The following is a 22,135-nucleotide window of genomic DNA, read 5'->3' as shown; positions in this document are numbered from 1 at the left end:
AGAGATGTGTATAAGAGACAGCCTTCGCCGCCTTCCGTACGCCGTCGAGGTCGCCGGCCTCGGCCGCCTTGCGGGCCCGGCGGGCCGCCGCCCCCGCGTCGTCCGCGGCGCTCGCCACCGCTCCGGCGACCTTGCCCAGCACACCGAGCTTGCCGACCTTGCCGACGACCTTCCCGACGTTGTAGCCGGGGATGAAGATCGAGCCGACGTTCCAGATCACATCGGTGACCGCGCGGGTCTTCTCGCCGTTCTCCCAGCGCTCGCGGACCTCGTCCCCGACGAAGACGTCGTCGCCGACCGTGACCACGGTGTTGACGGAGGCCTTGCCCCAGTCCAGCACCGCGCCCAGGTAGTCGCCGTCCGCCCACTTGTCGCCCGCGCCCGAGGAGTCCTTCACCCACTGGTCGCCGAGCTGCTCGCCGTAGTCGGCGAGGCCCGACCAGGTCTCCGGCTTGAACAGGTCGATGATCCCCGTGACGTCGCCCCAGATACCGTCGACCACGACGCCCTTGACGACCTGTGTCGTACGGTCCCAGGCGCAGCCGAAGAAGCCCCAGCCGCCGCAGTCCTCCTGGTCCTCTGCCTGCTCGCCGCTTCCCCCGCCCTCACCGTCGTCGGACGCCTGTACGTCGTGGGCGGCCTCGGGCTCCTCGTTGTCCTCGGGGAAGGTGTCCTCGCCGGTGCCGGGGCGGCCTGCGTCGTCGGGGCCTCCCGTGCCGCCGCCGGCGCCGGCGGTGGAGCCGGAGCTGTCGCCCCCGCCGGTCCCGGCCGTACCGCCGGAACCCTCGGTGCCGCCGGACCCTCCCGTACCGCCGGTGGCGTCGCCGCCCGTGGAACCGCCGGTGACACCGCCCGTGGTCGTCGAGCCGCCGTCGGCCCCGCCGTCGGTCCCCCCGTCCGCACTGCCGTCCGCCCCGCCGTCAGTCCCCCCGTCCGCGCTCCCCGACGTACCCCCGTCCGCTCCGCCGTCCGTACCGCCGCCAGGGCGGTCGCCCGCCTCGACGGAGCCGCTGCCCGGGGAGACCGGGCAGGAGTTGCCGGTCAGCGAGCAGATCGCCGACTGGAGGCCCTCGGTGATCCGGCCGCCGAGGCCGCCCACGGTCAGGGCCCCGATCAGCGCGACGACGATCAGGACCAGGCCCAGGTACTCCAGGGCGGTCTGCCCCCGGTCCCGCTTCCAGGTGATCATGTGCGGGAGCGAGAACGCCGGCGGCTGCCCCCGTTCGCCGGGCGGCAGACGGAACCACGCCCGGCTCCCCGCGCGGCTGATGAGGACGATGATCAGGATCGGCAGGACCAGCTGGGTCAGTCCGTCCGGCGACCCGTCCCCGAGGTTGGCGAGGCCGCCGAGGATCAGCCATGCCTGGACGGCGACGATGCCCCACCGCACGCGCGCGCCGCCGGTCCTGACGTGCCGGGCCAGCAGCGCCGCGAGCACCCCGGGCGCGGAGGCGTACAGCAGGATGCCGAGCACCTCGGCGCCCATCGCGTCCGCGGCGAGGGCCGAGCCGGACAGGCCGACCGCGCCCAGCACCGTCGCCCCGAACAGCACGAGGAGCAGCACACGGACCAGGACGAGCGGACCCGGGAGTTCACGCCGGTGGGGGACGGCCGGAGCCGGGCCTCCCGCTACGGGTATGCCACCGACAGCAGACATACGTGATCCGCCCCCCGGGCGCCCAAGAGTGACATGACAACCGGTCACCCTAGGGTCGGACACCCGCTCGCGTCGTGGGCCCCAGGACCCAACCCCGGGCCCACCCCCGCGGGTTGATCAGTCGCGGCTTGATCAGTCGGCGCCCGGAAACACACCATCGCCCCGCGCCCGGAAACGCAACGTACCCGGCGGCGGGACCGCTCGTACGGGACGAGCGGGCCTGCTACCGGGTACGGAGCGGGGCCGTGCTGCTGTGCTTCTGCTCAGCCGATGAGGTTCAGCGACGTGTCGGCGTCAGTCGGTGAGGTTCACCGAGCGGGCCGAGGACGCACCGATCTCCTGGGCGATCTCGGTCAGCACCGACTGCGGGACGGTGTCGTCGACCGTGAGGACGACGAGCGCCTCGCCGCCCACGGCGGCCCGGGACACCTGCATGCCCGCGATGTTCAGCCCGGCCTCGCCGAGGATCTTGCCGACCGCGCCCACCACACCGGGACGGTCCTGGTAGCGCAGGACGGCCATGTGATCGGCGAGCGCCAGATCCACGTCGTGCTCACCGATGGCGACGATCTTCTGCAGGTTCTTCGGGCCGGCCAGCGTGCCGGAGACCGCGACCTCCTGGCCGTCGGAGAGCGTGCCGCGCACGGTGACCACGTTGCGGTGGTCGGGCGACTCGGAGCTGGTGGTGAGGCGGACCTCGACACCTCGCTCCTGCGCGAACAGCGGGGCGTTGACGTAGCTGACGGTCTCGTCGACGACGTCCTCGAAGACGCCCTTGAGCGCGGAGAGCTCCAGCACCTTGACGTCGTGCTGGGTGATCTCGCCGTACACCTCGACGTCGAGACGGGCCGCGACCTCGCCCGCGAGCGCGGTGAAGATCCGGCCGAGCTTCTCGGCGAGCGGCAGGCCGGGGCGTACGTCCTCGGCGATGACGCCGCCCTGGACGTTGACCGCGTCCGGGACCAGCTCGCCGGCCAGCGCGAGGCGGACGGACTTGGCTACCGCGATGCCCGCCTTCTCCTGCGCCTCGTCGGTGGAGGCGCCGAGGTGCGGGGTGCAGACGACCTGGTCGAACTGGAACAGCGGGGAGTCCGTGCAGGGCTCCTTCGCGTACACATCGAGGCCGGCGCCCGCGACGCGGCCCTCCTTGAGCGCGGAGGCCAGGGCCTCCTCGTCGACGATCCCGCCGCGCGCGGCGTTGACGATGCGCACCGAGGGCTTCACCTTGTGCAGCGCCTCGTCACCGATGAGCCCGAGGGTCTCGGGGGTCTTGGGCAGGTGCACCGTGATGAAGTCGGCGACCTCCAGCAGCTCGTCCAGGCTGAGGAGCTTGACGCCCATCTGCGCGGCGCGGGCCGGCTGGACGTAGGGGTCGTAGGCGACGATCTTCATGCCGAAGGCCGACATGCGCTGGGCCACCAGGACGCCGATGCGGCCGAGGCCGACGACGCCGAGGACCTTCTCGCTGAGCTCGACGCCGGTGTACTTGGAGCGCTTCCACTCACCGTTCTTGAGCGCGGTGTTGGCCTGCGGGATGTTGCGCGCGGTGGCCACCAGCAGACCGCAGGCCAGCTCGGCCGCGGTGACGATGTTGGAGGTCGGGGCGTTGACGACCATCACGCCGGCCTTGGTGGCCGAGGAGACGTCGACGTTGTCCAGACCGACGCCCGCGCGGGCCACGACCCGGAGTTTCTTGGCGGCGGCGATGGCCTCGGCGTCGACCTTGGTGGCGGAGCGCACCAGGATGGCGTCGGCGTCGACGATCGCGGGGAGAAGCTCGGCGCGGTCCGCGCCGTTGCAGTGCCGGATCTCGAAATCCGGACCCAGGGCGTCGACCGTGGCGGGCGACAGCTCTTCAGCGATGAGTACGACAGGTTTCGAGCTCACGTGAGTCCTCACAAGTCCAGTGCGGACGGCCGTCCCGACGGCCGCAGGCGGTGGAGGGGCTAGCCGCGTGGAAGACGCACGACACTGTGGGCCCTGACGCGTGTATCTGTTGAGAAGTGTAGACCTGCGACGCGCCTCGCACTGCGCCCCGGTGGAAGGATCACCCGCACGAGGGTGGACGTCGTGTACACCCGTACGGAACTGCCCCTCCGGTACCCCCGTACGGAGCGGCTTCTCCGGTTTACCGCGGCGCGGGGCAGGCCCGTGAAGGACCCGCCCCGCTCCCCCGAGGCCTAGGCCTCTTCGTCGTTCACCCAGCTCATGAGCTTGCGCAGCTCGCGGCCCGTGGTCTCCAGCAGGTGGTCGCTGTCGGCCTTCTTGTACTCGTTGTACTTGGGCAGACCGTTGTGGTACTCCGCCATCCAGGCCTTGGCGAAGGTGCCGTCCTGGATCTCGGTGAGGACCTTCTTCATCTCGGCCTTGGTGTCGGCCGTGATGATGCGCGGGCCGGTGACGTAGTCGCCCCACTCGGCGGTCTCCGAGATGGACCAGCGCATCTTCTCCAGGCCGCCCTCGTACATGAGGTCGACGATGAGCTTCAGCTCGTGCAGGCACTCGAAGTACGCGATCTCGGGCTGGTAACCGGCCTCGGTCAGCGTCTCGAAACCGGCCTTGACCAGGGCGGCGGTGCCACCGCAGAGAACGGCCTGCTCACCGAACAGGTCGGTCTCGGTCTCCTCGGTGAAGGTCGTCTTGATGACGCCGGCGCGGGTGCCGCCGATGCCCTTGGCGTACGAGAGGGCGAGCGCGAGACCCTTGCCCGAGGCGTCCTGCTCGACGGCCACGATGCAGGGAACGCCGCGGCCCTCCTCGTACTGGCGGCGGACCAGGTGGCCGGGGCCCTTGGGGGCGACCATGCAGACGTCGACGCCGGCCGGCGGCTTGATGAAGCCGAAGCGGATGTTCAGGCCGTGGCCGAAGAACAGCGCGTCGCCGTCCTTGAGGTTGTCCTTGACGGACTCCTCGTAGACCTGGGCCTGGATCGGGTCCGGGACGAGGATCATGATGACGTCGGCCTCGGCGGCCGCCTCGGCGGGGGTCACCACGCGCAGGCCCTGCTCCTCGGCCTTGGCCTTGGACTTCGAGCCCTCGTGCAGACCGACGCGGACGTCGACGCCGGAGTCACGGAGCGACAGCGCGTGGGCGTGGCCCTGGCTGCCGTACCCGAGAACCGCGACCTTGCGGCCCTGGATGATGGACAGGTCGGCATCGTCGTCGTAGAACAGCTCGGCCACTGGGTCTTCTCCTTGGTGTGCAGGTGTTGCGTCCCACCGTACGGCGGGGTGCGTCGTATGGGTTGTCGGGTCTCGCCATGCGAGCGGCGCGGGAAGCTCCGCCCGGGCCCGTCCGCTCAGGCCGAGCGGTCGAGGGCGCGCAGGGACCGGTCGGTGATCGAGCGCGCGCCGCGCCCTATGGCGATGGTGCCGGACTGGACGAGCTCCTTGATGCCGTACTGCTCCAGCATCTTGAGCATCGCCTCCAGCTTGTCGGTCCCTCCGGTCGCCTCGATCGTGACGGCTTCCGGGGAGACGTCGACGGTCTTGGCGCGGAACAGCTGGACGATCTCGACGATCTGGGAGCGGGTCTCGTTGTCGGCGCGGACCTTCACCAGGACGAGCTCCCGCTGGATCGCGGCGGCGGGCTCGAGTTCGACGATCTTCAGGACGTTGACCAGCTTGTTGAGCTGCTTGGTCACCTGCTCCAGGGGCAGGCCCTCGACATTCACGACGATGGTGATGCGGGAGATGTCGGGGTGCTCGGTGGTACCGACCGCGAGCGAGTCGATGTTGAAGCCGCGGCGGGAGAACAGGGCGGTGATCCGGGCGAGGACACCGGGCTTGTTCTCGACCAGGACGGAGAGCGTGTGCTTTTCGGACATGGAGTCGGTCTCTCTCTGTCTCTCAGTCGTCTTCGTTGTCGCCGAAGTCGGGGCGGACGCCGCGGGCGGCCTGGACCTCGTCGTTGGAGGTGCCGGCCGCGACCATCGGCCAGACCATGGCGTCCTCGTGGACGATGAAGTCGACCACGACGGGGCGGTCGTTGATGGAGTTGGCCTCTTCGATGACCTTGTCGAGGTCGGCCGGATCCTCGCAGCGGATGGCGTAGCAGCCCATGGCCTCGGACAGCTTGACGAAGTCCGGGACGCGGGTGCCCTTGGCCGGGACGCCGTCCGTGTCCGCGCCGGAGTGCAGCACGGTGTTGGAGTAGCGCTGGTTGTAGAAGAGGGTCTGCCACTGGCGGACCATCCCGAGCGCGCCGTTGTTGATGACGGCGACCTTGATCGGGATGTTGTTGAGCGCGCAGGTGGTCAGTTCCTGGTTGGTCATCTGGAAGCAGCCGTCGCCGTCGATGGCCCAGACCGTGCGGTCGGGCATGCCGGCCTTCGCGCCCATCGCGGCCGGGACCGCGTAGCCCATCGTTCCGGCGCCGCCGCTGTTGAGCCAGGTGGCGGGCTGCTCGTAGTCGATGAAGTGCGAGGCCCACATCTGGTGCTGGCCGACGCCCGCCGCGAAGATCGTGCCCTCGGGGGCGAGCTTGCCGATGCGCTGGATGACCTGCTGCGGGGAGAGGCTGCCGTCCTCGGGCAGGTCGTAGCCGAGCGGGTAGGTCTCGCGCCAGCGGTTGAGGTCCTTCCACCACGCGGTGTAGTCGCCGGTGTTGCCCTCGGTGTGCTCGGCCTGGACCGCCTGGACCAGGTCGGCCAGGACCTCGCGGGCGTCGCCGACGATGGGGACGTCGGCGGTGCGGTTCTTGCCGATCTCGGCCGGGTCGATGTCGGCGTGGACGATCTTGGCGTACGGGGCGAAGCTGTCCAGCTTGCCGGTGACGCGGTCGTCGAAGCGGGCTCCGAGGGCGACGATCAGGTCGGCCTTCTGCAGCGCGGTGACGGCGGTGACCGCACCGTGCATGCCCGGCATTCCCACGTGCAGCGGGTGGCTGTCGGGGAAGGCGCCGAGCGCCATCAGGGTGGTGGTGACGGGCGCTCCGGTCAGCTCAGCGAGGACCTTCAGCTCGGCGGTGGCCCCGGCCTTCAGGACGCCGCCGCCGACGTACAGCACGGGGCGCCTGGCCTGGGTGATCAGCTTCGCGGCCTCGCGGATCTGCTTGGCGTGCGGTTTGGTCACCGGTCGGTAGCCGGGCAGGTCCTGGGTGGGCGGCCAGCTGAAGGTGGTCTTCGCCTGGAGGGCGTCCTTGGCGATGTCGACGAGGACCGGTCCGGGGCGGCCGGTGGAGGCGATGTGGAAGGCCTCGGCGATGGTGTGCGGGATGTCCTCGGCCTTGGTGACCAGGAAGTTGTGCTTGGTGATCGGCATCGTGATGCCGCAGATGTCGGCTTCCTGGAAGGCGTCGGTGCCGATGGCCTTCGAGGCGACCTGGCCGGTGATCGCGACGAGCGGCACGGAGTCCATGTGCGCGTCGGCGATCGGCGTGACCAGGTTGGTGGCGCCGGGGCCCGAGGTGGCCATGCAGACGCCGACCTTGCCGGTGGCCTGCGCGTAACCGGTGGCGGCGTGGCCGGCGCCCTGCTCGTGGCGGACCAGGACGTGACGGACCCGGGTGGAGTCCATCATCGGGTCGTAGGCGGGGAGGATCGCGCCGCCGGGAATGCCGAATACCGTGTCGGCGCCGACTTCCTCGAGAGAACGGATGAGGGACTGCGCGCCCGTGACGTGCTCAACGGTGACGGACGACGGTCCGCCGTTACGGGCGCGCGGCTGCGGGTGGTGGGCCCCGGTGGCCTGCTCGGTCATCGGCATTCTCTTCTCGAAGCTGAGGGTTTACGCGGGTGTTTTGCAGCGGTTTGAACGGTGCCAGTGCAACAAAAAACCCCTCGTGCCATGAGGCAAGCGAGGGGAGCGCGCCGGGTGTGGTCCGCAGAGTGTCGTGGAGTGACTCTGCTTCAGCCGACGCGCTTTCCAAGTACGAGAATTCGGGTGCGCATGGCATTGACCCTCTCTCCGGCACGTATGAAGTGTCAAGTGGGTGGGACAGGCGTCTCAGCATGTGATCCGGTGAGCAGGGGAATCGAGCCGCCCGCCATCGCCGGCCGGGGGCTCGGAATGCCCGGTACGGGGAACTCCCCGCGGACCAGGGCGCGTCGCAGCCGGTACTCGTCGAGGGGGCCGGAGAAGGCCATCCCCTGGCCGTGGGTGCAGCCCATGGCGCGCAGGGCGAGGACCTGCTCGGGGACGTCGACCCCGTCGGCGACGGACTGCAGGCCTAGGTCACAGGCGATCCGCAGGAGGCCACTGGTGATCTTGTGCAGCCTGGCCGATTCGACCACCCCCTCGACCAGATTCCGGTCGAGCTTGAGTACGTCGATGGGAAGCCGGCGCAGCGCGTTGATCGCCGCGAAGCCGCTGCCGAAGCCGTCGAGCGCGATCCGTACGCCGAGTCGGCGCAGGGCCACGAGGCGCTGCTCCAAGGCGTCGAAGGAGACGCGCGGGTCGCTGTCGGCGACCTCGATCATCAGGGCGCCCGAGGGCAGGCCGTAGCGGGTCAGCAGCGCCTCGATGGAGCCGGGGGGCGAGGCCGCGTCCAGCAGCCGGGCGGCGGAGAGCCGGACGGAGACGGAGACCGGATGCCCGGCCCTGGCCCGGTCGGCGGCCTGGGCCACCGCCTCTTCCAGGAGCCAGCGGCCGAGCTCGGCGGCGCGGTCGTCGTCGCCGGAGACCCGGAGGAACTCGGCGGGGGTGAACAGGATGCCCTGGGCGGAACGCCAGCGGGCCTGGGCGGCGACGGCCGCGATGGACCCGCTGGCGAGGTGGACGACGGGCTGGTGGAGCAGGGCGAACTCGCCCTCGCGCAGGGCGGTGCGCAGCCGCGTGGCCAGCTCGGAGCGGCGTACGACGTCGGCCTGCATCTGCGGGGCGTACAGCTCGACCCGGTCCTTGCCGCCGGCCTTGGCGCGGTACATCGCGAGGTCCGCGTTGCGCATGAGGTCGGTGGGGCTGATGGCGGGCTCGGCGAAGGCCACGCCGATGGAGGCGGCCACCCGCACCTCGCTGGGGCCGATCCGGTAGGGCTGGGAGAGGGTGAGGCGCAGCCGGTCGGCGATCTCGTGGACCTGGTACTCCCGGGCGCCCTGGTCGCGGGTGCCGTCGCCGATGATGAGCGCGGCGAACTCGTCGCCGCCGAGCCGGGCGGCGGTGTCGCCGGCCCGGACGGAGTCCTGGAGGCGGCGGCCGGCCTGGACGAGCAGTTCGTCGCCCGCCTGGTGGCCGATGGTGTCGTTGACCGCCTTGAAGCCGTCGAGGTCGATGAAGAGGACGGCGGTGCCGGGGTCGCCCGAGCGGCGGCCGCCGAGCGCCTGGCGGACCCGGGCGGTGAACAGCGCCCGGTTGGGCAGGTCGGTGAGCGGGTCGTGCTCGGCGTTGTGCTGCAACTGGGCCTGGAGCCTGACCCGTTCGGTGACGTCCCGGCTGTTGAGCAGGAGGCCGCCCTGGTGGCGGTTGACGGTGGACTCGACGTGGAGCCAGTCGCCCGTGCCCGAGCGGAAGCGGCATTCGATGCGGGTGGTGGGCTCCTCGTGCGGCGGCGCGGCCAGGAAGCGCCGCACCTCGTGGACGAACCGGCCGAGATCCTCGGGGTGGATGATCGAGGACAGCTCGGAGCCGACGAGACCCTCCGCCTCGCGCCCGTACACCCCGGCGGCGGCGGGGCTGACGTAGCGCAGGGTGCCGTTGGGCGCGGCGATCATGATGACGTCGCTGGAACCCTGCACCAGGGAGCGGAAGTGGTTCTCCTTCTGGGCCAGCTCCTGGGTGAGGGAGATGTTGTCGAGGAGCATGATGCCCTGCCGGACGACCAGCGCCAGGACGACGGTACAGCCGGTGAAGATGACGACCCGGTCCACCCGACGGCCGTCGACCACGTTGTACAGGATGCCCAGGGTGCAGACGGCGGCGGCGAGATACGGGGTCAGCGCGGCCAGCGAGCCGGCGATCGGGCGGCTGGCAACGGCTCGCGGGGGCCCGGGACGGGCGGACGTCCGGGCCCCGCCCCGGGTGCCCCAGGGGGCGTAGGCGAGGAGCAGCGACCCGGCGAACCAGCCGGCGTCCAGGAGCTGACCCGAGTGGTACGTGGAGCGCAGCAGCGGCGAGGTGAACACCGCGTCGCTCAGCACGGTGAGCGCCAGGGCGGCGATGGCGGTGTTCACCGCGGAGCGGTTCACCCCGGCCCGGCGGAAGTGCAGGGCGAGCACCATCGAGACGAGCACGATGTCGAGCAGCGGATAGGCCAGCGAGAGGGCCGCGGGCGCGACGCTGGTGTCCTGGCCCCCCGCCAGGTGCGTGGTGTGCGCGAGGGCGAGGCTCCAGGCGAGCGTCAGCAGGGAGCCACCGATCAGCCAGGCGTCCAGGGCCAGGCACACCCAGCCGGCCCGGGTGACGGGCCGCTTGGCGAGCACGAGCAGCCCGACGATGGCGGGCGGCGCGAAGCAGAGGAAGAAGACGTCGGCGAGGGAGGGCGTGGGCACGGGGACGCCGAGGACGACCTCGTACCAGCCCCAGACGGCGTTTCCGCAGGCCGCCATGAGGGAGGAGAGCGAGAACAGCATCCAGGCGGGCCGGAGCCGGCTCGCGACCGCCCGTGCGTAGAGGAAGCAGGAGACCGCGGCGACCAGGGCCGCCGCGGCGAGACCGAAGTCCCCCATGAAGACGGCCACGTGCGGCGACCCCCAGCCGACGGCGGCGCCCACCGAATATCCCGCGCAGACGACGCCGAGCAGGATCCGGGACCGCATCCCCGTGGAGCCGGCGCTGGACCGCGGGGCGAGCAGGGCCCCCAGCGCGCTCACCGGAGGGCTCCCCGCACCGGGCCCGCCGGGAACGTGCCCCCCGGCGCCTGGATCCTCGCGGGGCATCGGGGGCACCGCTCGATCCGGCCCGGCCGGGGCCGCTTCGACGCTGCCGGTCCGGGGCAGGGATCCGGCCATCGGCGGGCGCTGTGCTCCGTCGGCGCGGGCGGCCTCGGCCGTCCGCTCGTCCGCGTCGGATCGTCTCTCCATGGCCAGCACATCGCCCGTCGCCCCCTCGCGTTCCGGTGCTCCCCCCGCGCCGTCCCTTCCACGGCGCAGCCCCCCGGACCGGACGATACACCAGATCCGTCACTCAGAGCCATAGCTTCTCTACGCTCCGTGACGAAAGACGAGGTGAGCGGCACTGCGTGCATCCGGACCGCCCCGTAGCGTGGCCGCTGCGGCGGGGTCAGCCGGTGGTGGTCACCACGTTGCGCACGGCCTCTCCGTCGGCGAACCGGGTGAGCTGTGCGGCCAGCAGCCGCTTGGCGCGCGGTTCGAACGCCGAGGTGCTGCCGCCCACATGAGGCGTGATCAAGACATTCGGAGCATGCCAGAGAGGATGGCCCGCGGGCAGGGGTTCCGGGTCGGTCACATCGAGTGCGGCCCTGAGTCGTCCGGACTCGAGTTCGAACAACAGGGCCTTGGTGTCGACGACTCCGCCGCGGGCGACGTTCACGAGGAGGGCTCCGTCGGGCATCGCGGCGAGGAAGTCGGCGCCCACCAGCCCCTGCGTGGACGGGTTCAGCGGAGTGGAGAGGACCACGACGTCGGCTTCGGGCAGCAGGGCGGGCAGGTCGTCGAGCGTGTGTACGGGACCGCGTGCGGTGGTCCGTGCGGAGCGCGCGACGCGCGCCACCCGCGCGCACTCGAAGGGGGCGAGCCGGTCCTCGATGGCCGAGCCGATGGATCCGTAGCCCACGATGAGGACGGACTTGTCGGCGAGCGACGGGTAGAAGCCGGCACGCCACTCCTCGTTGTCCTGGCCGTGGACGAACCCGGGGAGCCCGCGCAGGGAGGCGAGGATCAGGGCGAGCGTCAGTTCGGCGGTGGACGCCTCGTGCACCCCCTGGGCGTTGCAGAGCCGTACGCCGGCGGGAAGCAGGCCCAGGCCCGGCTCCACGTGGTCGATGCCCGCGGAGAGCGTCTGCACCACCTGGACGGCGCTCATCGAGGCGAGCGGGCGCACCGCGACCTCGGGGCCCTTCATGTAGGGAACAACGTAGTAGGCGCAGTCGGCCGGGTCTCCGGGGTAGTCGGGTTCACCGTCCCAGAAGAGGTAGTTGAGGCCCTCGGGCAGCCCGTCGATCTCGTCGGCCGGGTAGGGCAGCCACACTTGGGCAGTCGTCGCAGTCATGGTCAGGAGGCTATGCGACGGATGTACGAGCGCTCCAGGGTCCGATCACGAGCGGCCGCGAGCGGCCATCCGTGCGTGCGGGCCGGACAGCGGCGTATCGTCACATCGCCCAAACTCTTCCGTCAATCACTCACCGAACTCCCCCGACAGGGACCTGCGTCGTGGATCGGACGGGCGTGACCGTCCGGGTCCGGGACCGTGCTCTCGCGCCGTTCCCGGAAAAGCCGCCCGCGGACCGCGGCGGACGGGAAGGCGGAATGGCTCGTCCAGGAAAGGGTTCGTGGAGTTGGAGAGCAGGACAATCGGGGCGGCGGGGCTCGCCGTGGGTGCGGTCGGGCTGGGCTGCATGCCGATGAGCTGGGGTTACAGCGCCTCGCAGCAGCTCGGCGACCGTTCGGTGCGGACGGTGCACGCGGCGCTGGACGCGGGCGTCCGGCTGCTCGACACCGCGGACATGTACGGCCCGTTCACCAATGAGCTGCTGGTGGGGCGGGCGCTGAAGGGCCGCCGCCAGGAGGCGTTCGTCTCCACCAAGTGCGGGCTGCTGGTGGGCGATCAGCACATCGTCGCCAACGGCCGGCCGGGGTACGTCCGGCGGGCCTGTGACGCCTCGCTGCGGCGGCTCCAGACCGATGTGATCGACCTGTACCAGCTGCACCGGGCCGACCCCGAGGTGCCGGTGGAGGAGACCTGGGGTGCGCTGGCGGAGCTGGTCACCGCGGGCAAGGTGCGCTCGCTCGGGCTGTGCGCGGTGGGAGCGCGGGCCCCGCGCCGGTCGGGGGCGGGACCGCATGAGGGAACGATCCGGCAGCTGGAGCGGATCCAGCAGGTCTTCCCGGTCAGCGCCGTCGAGGCGGAACTGTCGGTGTGGTCGCGCGAGGCGCTGGCGGAGCTGCTGCCGTGGTGCGCGGCGCGCGGGGTCGGGCTGCTGGCCGCGATGCCGCTGGGCAGCGGCTATCTGACCGGGACGCTGAAGCCGGGCCAGGGGTTCGAGCCGGAGGATCTGCGGGCCAGGCATCCGCGGTTCACGGCGGAGGTGATGGCGGCGAACCAGCCGGTGGTGGCCGGGCTGCGGCGGGTCGCGGAGCGGCGCGGGGCGACCGTGGCCCAGGTGGCGCTGGCGTGGGTGCTGCGCCAGGGGCCGCACGTGGTGCCGGTGCCGGGGGCGAAGCGGGAGCAGTGGGCGGTGGAGAACGCGGGGGCGGCGCGGGTGGTCCTGGACGACCGGGACCTGGCGGAGATCGACGGCCTGCCCGCCGCCCGCGAGTCGTGGGACTGAGCCGTCACGGGGCTGAGGGTCCAGCGTCACGGGACCGAGGGTCGAGCGTCACGGGACCGAGGGTCGACGGGACCGAGGCTCGACGGGGCCGGGCGTCGAGGGGCCGGGCGTCGTCCGCCGTGCGGCGGGAGAATGGGCGCATCGGGAACTCCTGGGCCGGCCGCGGTGTAGGAACAGGTAGTCAGGCAACCGTCGAAAGGATCGGTTCCGTGCGTGGTGCTCTGTTCGGACCTGTGCAGTCCCCGGCGATGCTCAGGGGGGTGGTGGCCCTGCTGGCGTCGGCCGCCCTGCTGCTGTCCGCCGCGTGTTCCGGCGACGGGGACGGGGGTTCGTCCGGGCGGCCCGCCGGTTCCCCGAGCGCTTCCGGGGGCTCCGCTCCCCCGGCCTCGCCGAGCCGGTCTGCCGATCTGCCGCCCGCGAAGGGCTCGGCGAAGGTGGTCTCGACGCTGACCGAGGGCCTGAAGTCGCCCTGGGGCCTGGCCGTGCTGCCGGGCGGTGACCTGCTGGTGTCCTCGCGCGACGAGGGCACGGTCCACCGGATCGACGGCGAGAACGGGAAGCGGACGCTGCTCGGCTCGGTGCCCGGGGTCTCCCCGGCCGGCGAGGGCGGGCTGCTCGGGCTCGCCGTCTCCTCCACGTTCGGCGCGGACCAGCTGGTGTACGCCTACTTCACCACCACGTCCGACAACCGGATCGTCCGCATGAGTTACGACGAGAAGCGCCCGGCGGGACAGCAGTTGGGGGCCCCGGACACCATCCTGCGCGGCATCCCCAAGGGCAGCATCCACAACGGCGGCCGGATCGCCTTCGGCCCGGACAAGATGCTGTACGCGGGCACGGGCGAGACCGGGGACACCGGGCTGGCCCAGGACAAGGAGTCGCTGGCGGGCAAGATCCTGCGGATGACCCCCGACGGCGAGCCGGTGCACGGCAATCCGGAGGCGGACTCGGTGGTGTATTCGTACGGGCACCGCAACGTGCAGGGGCTCGCCTGGGACGCGCGGAAACGGCTGTGGGCCGCCGAGTTCGGCCAGAACACCTGGGACGAGCTGAACCTGATCGAGCCCGGGGGGAACTACGGCTGGCCCGAGGTCGAGGGCCGGGAGGGCGAGGACGGGTTCATCGACCCGGTGGCTCAGTGGAAGACCTCCGAGGCCTCCCCCAGCGGGATCGCGTACGCGGAGGGCTCGATCTGGATGGCCGGGCTGCGCGGCGAGCGGCTCTGGCGCATTCCGCTGTCCGGCGAGAAGGCGGAGGAACCTTATGCGGACCCCCAGTCGTTCCTGGATGAGAAGCACGGCCGCCTGCGCACCGTGGTGAGTGCGGGGAGCGACCGCCTGTGGCTGGTCACCAGCAACACGGACGGACGGGGCACGCCGAAGCCCGGGGACGACAGGGTCCTCCAGGTGGAGGTTGGCTAGCCGCCCGCCCGCGGGGCATGTGGGAGGGAGCACGGCCGGTGTTCAATTTCTTCGAGGAGCTCTTCGCCCCGGGGCGCAAGCACGTCTCGGAAGAGCGGAGGCGGCTGGAGCTGAGCCGGGTGGATCTCGGCATCGGCGATCCGAACCGGGGGCCGATAGACCTGACCTCGGGGAAGGTGACCGTCCGCGCCCCGGCCCCGGAAACCGCTCCCGGCATGCCCCCGGACGCCGCCGCCGAGCCCCGGAACGGCCGCACGCGCCCGGCCGCGCCCGAGCAGGACGCCGTCCTGGACCGGCCGAGACCCGGGAAGCCGGTGAGCGGGCCCGAGCGGCGTGCGGACGAGGAGCCCGGGACGTAAGGCCTACGCGGCCGGGTAGAGCCGGAGGCGGTGGGCGAGGGCGGCCGCCTCGCCGCGGCTGGAGACGCCGAGCTTGGCCAGGATGTTGGAGACGTGCACGCTCGCGGTCTTCGGCGAGATGAACAGCTCCTCGGCGATCCTGCGGTTGGTGTGCCCGGCCGCGACCAGCCGGTGCACGTCCTGCTCGCGCGGGGTGAGCCCGAAGGACGCCACGGCGGCGATGGCGGGGTCCTGCTCGTCGGCCGACCGCCCCTCGGGGCTCCCTGCGGCGGGCACGGCGGTCAGGACGGCCGGGTGGGTCCCTGGCCCGGGTGCCGGGCCGGAGCCGTCCAGGGGGATGCGGGCGCGGGCGGCCAGCTGTTCGACCGCCTCGGCGAGCGGGCGCGCGCCGAGCCGCTGCGCGGCCTCCTGGGCGCGGTGCAGCAGGGTCGTGGCGGTGGACCGGTCGCCGGGGGCGATGAGCAGGGACTCCGCCCAGCGGCGGTGGATCTGGGCCAGTTCGTAGGGGCGGCTCAGCGGCCCGAAGGCCTCGGCGGCACGCGCCCAGTGACCGGGGGTGTCCGTGCCGTCGGCGCGGGCCAGCTCCGCGTCGATGAGGACGCCGTGGGCCGCCCACACGGGGACGAGCATCGGGAGGCTCTTCACGCACCGGCGGATCAGCGCGAGCAGCTCCGGGCGGTCCGGTTCGGCGGCGGGCAGCCCGCGGGCGTCCGCCTCGATCATGGCGGCGGTCTGGAGCAGCGGCAGGGCGTAGCGCTGGGTGCCGGGCGGGAAGCCGTGCCGGGCCAGTTCCTCGAACGCGGCCCGCGCCTCGGGGAGCCTGCCCTGTGAGGCGGCCAGCAGCATGGTGTGCCGGACGGGGGCGATCAGGTGCTGGGGCTGCGGATCGCGCTGGCCGAAGTGCTTGCGGGTCAGGGCGAGCAGCTCCTCCGCCTCGGCGAAGTCTCCGCGGGCGACGGCCAGTTCGGTACGACGCAGGGCGGCGAGCCCCTTCGCCTTGGAGGCCAGGGCGAGGCGCCCGGCGGACGCGGCGGCGGCCTCGCTCTGGGTCCAGTGCCCCAGGGAGAACAGGGACTGCGCCTGGTTGGCGTACACCCAGGCCCCGGAGTCGGCCAGGCCGTGGCTGTGGCAGATCTCGATGCCGTGGTCGGCGGCCGCGACGGCCTCCAGCGAGCGGCCCATCGCTTCGAGCGAGGAGGGCAGGTTCACGCTGACCCGGCCGAGGAGGTTCATCAGGTGCAGCTTCTCGGCACGGTCCCGGACCGCGTACATCTCGGCGAGGCCGTCCTCGACGCCGCCCGCGTCCGCGGTGAGCCAGCCCCGGGTGAGGCGGGCGTGCAGCTCGATGTACTCGTCGCCGACGAGCCGGGCGTACTCCACCGCGCGGTCGCTGTCGGCGAGCGCCTGCGGGCCCGGCTGGTGCAGCGCCCGCCAACTGGCCACATTGGTCAGGACGTCGGCCTGCACCGGGGACGGCGGCAGTCCGCGCACCAGTTCCTGCGCGGTGGCCAGCTCCTCCCAGCCGTCCCCCTTGTCGAGCCCCTGCATCAGCCGGCTGCGCTGCACCCAGAACCAGGCCTCGCGCAGCGGGTCGGCCTCGGACGCCAGGACCCGCATCGCCTTCTTGGAGATGGCGAGGGCGCGTTTGCGGTCACCGCCGAAGTGGGCGGCGACGGTCGCCTCGGCCATCACGTCCAGGTAGCGCAGCGGTGTGTTCTCCGGGTCGCAGCCGGAGGCCGGGTAGACCTCCGCGTAGTCGAAGGGGCGCAGCGTGGCGAGCACCGCGTCGGGGACGTCGTCCCAGAGCTCCATCGCCCGTTCCAGCAGTCTCAGTTGCTCGGAGTAGGCGTAGCGGCGGCGGGCCTCGACGGCGGCCCGGAGCACGGCGGGCAGGGCCTTGGCGGCGTCGTGGGCGGCGTACCAGTAGCTGGCGAGGCGGGTGGCGCGTTCGTCGTCCCGGACGAGGGAGGGGTCGGCCTCCAGGGCTTCGGCGTACCGGCGGTTGACGCGGGTGCGTTCACCGGGCAGCAGGTCGTCGCTGACGGCCTCGCGGACCAGGGAGTGCCGGAAGCGGTAGCCGTCGTTGTCGGGCGCCGGTTGCAGCAGGTTGGCGCCGACGGCCGCGCGCAGGGCCTCGTCGAGGTCGTCCTCGCCCAGTCCGGCGACGGTGGCCAGCAGTTCGTGTTCGACGAAGGAGCCGCCCTCGGCGACCAGCCCGGCGATCCGCTGGGCGTGCTCGGGGAGCGCCTCCACGCGGACGAGCAGGAGGTCGCGGAGCGATTCGGTCAGGCCGGAGCTGTCGCCGCAGCACTCCAGGGAGCGGGCCAGCTCCTCGACGAAGAAGGCGTTGCCGTCGGAGCGGTCGAAGATCTCGTCGACGAGTGCCGCCTCGGGGGTCTCGGCGAGGATGCCGGCGAGCTGGCGGCCGACCTCGTCGTGGCTGAACCGGTCGAGTTCGACGCGGGTGACGGTGCGCAGCCGGTCCAGCTCGGCGAGGAGCGGTCGCAGGGGGTGGCGGCGGTGGATGTCGTCGGCGCGGTAGGTGCCGACGACCATGAGGCGGCCGCTGCCCAGGGCACGGAAGAGGTAGGCGAGCAGGTGCCGGGTGGAGGCGTCCGCCCAGTGCAGGTCCTCCAGCACGAGGACGACCACGTGTTCGGCGGAGATCCGCTCCAGCAGCCGTACGGTGAGTTCGAAGAGGCGGGCGATGCTGTGCTCGTCGGTCGTGTCCCGGCGGACCTCGCCCAGTTCGGGCAGGAGCCGGGCCAGCTCGCCCTCCTGGCCGGCGCAGGCGGCGGCCATCTCCTCGGGCAGGGCCCGTCGCAGGGCGCGCAGGGCGGTGGGGAAGGGGGCGAACGGCAGTCCGTCGGCTCCGATCTCGACGCAGGACCCGACGGCGACGACGGCGCCGCGCCGTTCGGCCGCCGTGACGAACCGCTCGACCAGGCGGGTCTTGCCGACGCCGGCCTCGCCGCCGATCAGCAGTGCCTGCGGGTCGCCGGACGCGGCCCGCGCGAGCGCCTCGGTGAGCGCGGCGAACTCCTCGGCGCGCCCGATGAACACGGGGCTGACTGACCTGGTCTCCACGCCGCCGAGCATCGCATACGCGTACGAGGCGGCGGCACCCTTTTCGCGGACGGTGATCATGCTCCCGGTACGGTCCGGGCCCGCCGCGCCCGATGCGGCGGGGGCGTCGGCGGGACCGGCGACCGGTGCGGTGGTGCTCCCCGGCCGGGACATCGTCAGGCGGCGGGAGCGAAGCGGGTGCGGTCCTCCACCACCTTCCCTTCGGGATCACCGCGTCCGGAGCGGCGGGCGGCCCGGCGGGCGAGGCGTGCCCGGCCGATCTCCCGCTCGGTGTCGGCCCGGCGGATCAGCTCGGCGGAGGTGGAGCGGTAGAGCTCGTACTCGTACATGGTGGGCAACCCCTGGTTCCTGGTCGTGGCAGCGGACCGGAGGGGTGCCGGGCCGGGTCGGCCGGGCCCCTGTGTTCGCTGTGGGTCCACTGTCGTCGGCCAGGAGGGGGTGCCGCATCGGGCGAGTTCCGCATCTTCGCGGCGGTGGGGGCCTTAGGGCCGGGCCTCGGGTGTCCGAGGGGTGGGCGGAGGCCTTAGGCCGTGCCGTACGGGGCTGTGCCCCGGTGTCAGCCGCCGGCCGGGGTGCCCGCCGTGGGAAGGGAGACGAAGAGGTCGAGGTACATGCCCGCGGAGATCAGCACGCCGAGGACGCCGAGGGCGACACCGGCCAGGGCGACCGCGCGGACCCAGGTGGGCTGCGGACGCCCGGAGGGGACGCCGAAGGCGGGGCGGACCAGGACGAAGACGCCGACGAGCAGGGCCAGGACGGCGAAGACGCCGTTGACCAGGGCGGTGGTGTGCCAGGCGTCCCCGTAGATCTCGGAGATCTGCTGGGCCGCGCTGCCGCCGCCGGAGGTCTGGATCTGTCCGATGAGCGTCTCGCGCTCGGCGGCGACCCGGCCGCTCCACGCGCCGGTCAGGGCGACGACGCCCAGGGCCGTGGAGACGACGGCCGCCGCGCCCGCGCCGACACCGAGCCGGGCCTCGTCGAAGGGGTCGGGCTCCAGGTCCTCGCCCTCGTCATCGTCCTCGGACTGCCCGGCGAGGTCGTCAGCGGGCGTCCCGGAGTCGGGGGCGTCGGACGGCGTACCGAGGGCGCCCTCCGTGTCGGAGTCCTTCACCGGGGAGTCCGTCGCGGGGTCCTTCACCAGGGTGTCCTGCGCGGTCGCCTCCTCCGTGACGGCGTCGGCGGTGCCCTCGGCGGGGTCGGTCGTCCCGGCGGGCGGGGTGGTCGTGGACGGGGTCGTCGTCTTGGAGGGGGTGGTGTTCATGCGCCGCACGCTAGGCGGCCCGGATGAGAGCCCTCTTAACGCCGGGGCACGCCGGGGCCGCGCGGGGCTTGCGTCGTGGCAGCGCCGGGGCTCAGCGCCCGGTGCGGGCCCGCCATTCCGGGGCGAGGACGGACCAGATCTCGGAGTCGTGGCGTACGCCCCGGTGCAGGTACTTCTGCCGCATCACCCCGTCCCGGGTCATGCCGAGCCGCTTCGCCACCGCGATCGACCTGGTGTTCGCGGCGGAGGCGACCCACTCCACGCGGTGCATGCCGCGCTCGTGCACCGCCCAGTCGATCAGGCGCTCGGCGGCGCGGGTGATCAGCCCGCGGCCCTGGGCGGCGGGCTCCAGCCACACGCCGATCTCGCAGTTGCCGGACTCCGCGTCGAAGATCCGGAAGAGGACGCCGCCGACGAGGACGCCGCCCAGCCGGATGCCGTACAGCCGCCCGGTGTCCGCCGCCTGCTTCTCCGCGTACCGCTGGAGCAGGGCGCGGGCCGAGTCCAGGTCGGTGGCGGCCGAGGCGAGCGGGATCCAGGAGTCGACCAGCTCCCGGGCCCGGTCCATGTGGGCCAGGAACTCCTCGGCCTGCCAGACCTCCAGCGGGCGCAGCTCCGCCCGGTCGTCACCCAGGGATACGGTGAACATCGTGCTCCTCGTCGGTGGGCCGGACCGTCACCGGCCCGGCGCCCGCTTCCGCACCCGTACCGCGTGTCTCCGGGATCTTCGCACGGAGCGGTACGCAGTCGGGCGGCTCGATGCTGATCCGGGGCAGCCACCTCTCCAGCCGGGCCGGCAGCCACCAGTTCGCCCCGCCGAGCATGTGCATCAGGGCGGGCACGAGCAGGGTGCGCAGGACGAAGGCGTCCAGGGCGACGGCGGTGGCCAGCGCGATGCCGAACATGGCGATGACCCGGTCGCCGCTGAGCACGAAGGCGAGGAAGACGGAGATCATGATCACGGCGGCGGAGTTGATGACCCGGCCGGTCTCGGCGAGGCCGACCCGTACGGCCCGCCGGTTGTCGCCGGTCTCCAGCCACTCCTCGTACATCCGGCCGACCAGGAAGACCTGGTAGTCCATGGAGAGGCCGAAGAGGACCGAGACCATGATCACGGGAAGGAAGGGCTCGATGGGCCCGGCGCTGCCGAGGCCGAGCAGCTCGCTCCCCCAGCCCCACTGGAAGACGGCCACGACGACGCCGAAGGACGAGGCGACGGCGGCCACGTTCATCACGGCGGCCTTGAGCGGGATGCCGATGGAGCGGAAGGCCAGGAGGAGGAGCAGGCAGCCGAGTGAGATGACGACCCCGACGAAGAGCGGCAGTTTCCCGACGATGATCTCGGCGAAGTCGTCGTAACTCGCCGTCACCCCGCCGACGTGGGCCTCCAACGAGGTGGTGTCCTGGAGCGGCGGCAGCACGTCGCCCCTGATCCGGTCGACCAGTTCGCTGGTGTCCTGCGACTGGGGGGACGAGTCGGGGACGACGGTGAGGAAGGCGGTGTCGCCGGCGCTGTTGTAGGTGACCGGGCCGGCCGAGGCCACGCCCTCGGTGGTGCGCAGCTTCTCGGGCAGCGAGTCCAGGGCGAGCCGGTCGTCCGCGCCGTCGAGTTCGGCGGCGATGGTGAGGGGGCCGTTGACGCCGGGCCCGAAGCCGTCGGCGATCAGGTCGTAGGCCTGCCGGGTGGTGGCGGTGGCCGGGTTGTTGCCCTGGTCGGAGGTGCCCAGGTGGAGGCCGAGGGCGGGCAGGGCGAGCCCCAGCATGACGACGGCCGCGATGCCCCCGAGCAGCTTGGGGTGCCGCTCCACGAACGCGGACCAGCGGGCGGCGAAGCCGGTGGGCAGCTCGGGCCGCGGTCCGTGTTCGGCGAGCTGCCGTCGTTCGCGGCGGCTGAGCGCCCGCATCCCGATGAGGGAGAGCAGCGCGGGCAGCAGCGTGACCGAGGCCAGCACGGTGAGGACGACGGTGAGCGAGGCGGCGATGGCGACGCCGTTGAGGAAGCCGAGCCGCAGGATCAGCATGCCGAGCAGGGCGATGCAGACGGTGGCCCCGGCGAAGACGACGGCGCGGCCGGTGGTCGTGACGGCGTTCTGAGCCGCTTCGGGGACCGTCATGCCGCGCCGCAGCCCTCTGCGGTGCCGGGTGACGATGAACAGGGCGTAGTCGATGCCCACGCCGAGCCCGATGAGCATGCCGAGCATCGGGGCGAAGTCCGCCACGGTCATCAGGTGGCCGAGCAGCACGATGCCCGCGTAGGCGGTGCCGACGGAGACGAGTGCGGTGGCGATGGGCAGCAGACTGGCGGCGAGCGAGCCGAAGGCGAGGAAGAGCACGACGGCCGCGACGACGACGCCGATGCCCTCGGCGAGGTGGACGGAGGGCGCTTCGGTGAGGGCGACGGCGGTGCCGCCCAGTTCGACCTGGAGCCCGTCGGCCTCGGCGGCCTTCGCGGTGTCGACGAGGGCCTGCGCCTGGGAGGCGGGGATCTCGTCGGCGGGGTGGTCGAAGGTGACCGTGGCGTACGCGGTGTGGCCGTCCTCGCTGATCTGGCCGGGGCCGGTGCCCCCGTAGGGGCCGGTGACCGCGCCGACGCCCGGCAGCTCCTCGATCGCGTGGAGCGTCCGGGTCATGGTCTGCTCGACGTCGGCGGCCCGGACCGTGGAGCCGGTGGTGTGCCAGACGACGGTGTCGGTGTCGCCGCCGAGGTCGGTGAAGCCGCGGGAGAGGAGTTCGGCGGCCCGGCCGGACTCGGTGCCGGGGACCTCGTAGTCGTTGGAGTACGCCGAACCCGCGAAGCCTGCCGCGGCGGCGGTCCCGCCGAGGGCGGCGAGCCAGATGAGGACGGCGACGAGGCGGTGCCTGATGCACCAGCGGGCGATGGCAGCCAACGGATGAGCTCCCTGCGGGTTCGTGGACCTTTACCCGCAGATAACACGATCTGCCCGCAAACGTCTCATGACCTGAGACC

General features: G+C 72.4%; 14 protein-coding genes and 1 pseudogene. 3 read left to right on the top strand and 12 right to left on the bottom strand.

Going from position 1 to position 22,135, the window contains the following annotated elements; genetic code table 11:
- From CR470_RS10905 to CR470_RS10875, 7 genes and pseudogenes are all read right to left on the bottom strand, one after another.
- Positions 1-1,657, bottom strand: a pseudogene (locus tag CR470_RS10905) (hypothetical protein); the annotation flags it as partial.
- Positions 1,658-1,951: 294 nt separating this feature from the next.
- The gene (gene serA, locus CR470_RS10900) at positions 1,952-3,544 is read right to left on the bottom strand and encodes a phosphoglycerate dehydrogenase (protein ID WP_097867381.1); all 1,593 of its coding nucleotides are present in this window, start codon (positions 3,542-3,544) and stop codon (positions 1,952-1,954) included.
- Positions 3,545-3,837: 293 nt separating this feature from the next.
- A complete protein-coding gene (gene ilvC, locus CR470_RS10895) occupies positions 3,838-4,839 on the bottom strand; it encodes a ketol-acid reductoisomerase (protein WP_097867380.1) in 1,002 nt (333 codons plus the stop codon).
- 116 nt (positions 4,840-4,955) lie between these two features.
- Positions 4,956-5,483, bottom strand: a complete 528-nt coding sequence (gene ilvN / locus CR470_RS10890; protein WP_097867379.1) for an acetolactate synthase small subunit — start codon at positions 5,481-5,483, stop codon at positions 4,956-4,958.
- 22 nt (positions 5,484-5,505) lie between these two features.
- Positions 5,506-7,362, bottom strand: a complete 1,857-nt coding sequence (locus CR470_RS10885; RefSeq protein ID WP_097867378.1) for an acetolactate synthase large subunit — start codon at positions 7,360-7,362, stop codon at positions 5,506-5,508.
- A gap of 218 nt (positions 7,363-7,580) precedes the next feature.
- The gene (locus tag CR470_RS10880) at positions 7,581-10,403 is read right to left on the bottom strand and encodes a putative bifunctional diguanylate cyclase/phosphodiesterase (RefSeq protein ID WP_097867377.1); all 2,823 of its coding nucleotides are present in this window, start codon (positions 10,401-10,403) and stop codon (positions 7,581-7,583) included.
- 409 nt (positions 10,404-10,812) lie between these two features.
- Positions 10,813-11,760, bottom strand: a complete 948-nt coding sequence (locus tag CR470_RS10875; RefSeq protein WP_097867376.1) for a 2-hydroxyacid dehydrogenase — start codon at positions 11,758-11,760, stop codon at positions 10,813-10,815.
- A gap of 322 nt (positions 11,761-12,082) precedes the next feature.
- Here CR470_RS10875 and CR470_RS10870 point away from each other — a divergent pair, with 322 nt between their 5' ends.
- From CR470_RS10870 to CR470_RS10860, 3 genes are all read left to right on the top strand, one after another.
- On the top strand, positions 12,083-13,039 hold the full coding sequence (locus CR470_RS10870) for an aldo/keto reductase (RefSeq protein ID WP_179892208.1): 957 nt from the start codon (positions 12,083-12,085) through the stop codon (positions 13,037-13,039).
- A gap of 209 nt (positions 13,040-13,248) precedes the next feature.
- Positions 13,249-14,460 carry a PQQ-dependent sugar dehydrogenase gene (locus tag CR470_RS10865; RefSeq protein ID WP_097867375.1) on the top strand — a complete coding sequence of 404 codons (1,212 nt, stop codon included), beginning with the start codon at positions 13,249-13,251 and terminating at the stop codon, positions 14,458-14,460.
- 38 nt (positions 14,461-14,498) lie between these two features.
- Positions 14,499-14,819, top strand: coding sequence for a DUF6191 domain-containing protein (locus tag CR470_RS10860; RefSeq protein WP_097867374.1), 321 nt, complete (start codon positions 14,499-14,501; stop codon positions 14,817-14,819).
- Between the two features lie 3 nt (positions 14,820-14,822).
- Here the strand turns inward: CR470_RS10860 and CR470_RS10855 are convergent, their stop codons facing one another.
- The 5 genes from CR470_RS10855 to CR470_RS10840 all read right to left on the bottom strand — a co-directional run bounded on the left by CR470_RS10855 (position 14,823) and on the right by CR470_RS10840 (position 22,055).
- The gene (locus tag CR470_RS10855; RefSeq protein WP_097867382.1) at positions 14,823-17,966 is read right to left on the bottom strand and encodes a helix-turn-helix transcriptional regulator; all 3,144 of its coding nucleotides are present in this window, start codon (positions 17,964-17,966) and stop codon (positions 14,823-14,825) included.
- 95 nt (positions 17,967-18,061) lie between these two features.
- The gene (locus CR470_RS39095) at positions 18,062-18,244 is read right to left on the bottom strand and encodes a hypothetical protein (protein ID WP_143663796.1); all 183 of its coding nucleotides are present in this window, start codon (positions 18,242-18,244) and stop codon (positions 18,062-18,064) included.
- Positions 18,245-18,462: 218 nt separating this feature from the next.
- Complete coding sequence (locus CR470_RS10850; RefSeq protein ID WP_257138561.1) at positions 18,463-19,167, bottom strand: hypothetical protein; 705 nt, start codon at positions 19,165-19,167, stop codon at positions 18,463-18,465.
- 91 nt (positions 19,168-19,258) lie between these two features.
- Positions 19,259-19,816, bottom strand: a complete 558-nt coding sequence (locus CR470_RS10845) for a GNAT family N-acetyltransferase (protein WP_097867372.1) — start codon at positions 19,814-19,816, stop codon at positions 19,259-19,261.
- Positions 19,794-22,055 (bottom strand): MMPL family transporter, encoded by a 2,262-nt coding sequence (locus CR470_RS10840; protein WP_097867371.1) that lies wholly within the window; start codon positions 22,053-22,055, stop codon positions 19,794-19,796. Before CR470_RS10840 ends, CR470_RS10845 begins: the two co-directional genes overlap by 23 nt.
- Positions 22,056-22,135: the final 80 nt, after the last annotated feature.

Origin of the sequence: Streptomyces sp. rh34 (assembly GCF_002551245.1) — a bacterium.
In the GTDB taxonomy this organism is placed as follows: domain Bacteria; phylum Actinomycetota; class Actinomycetes; order Streptomycetales; family Streptomycetaceae; genus Streptomyces.
This window is presented reverse-complemented; position numbering and strand designations above follow the sequence as displayed.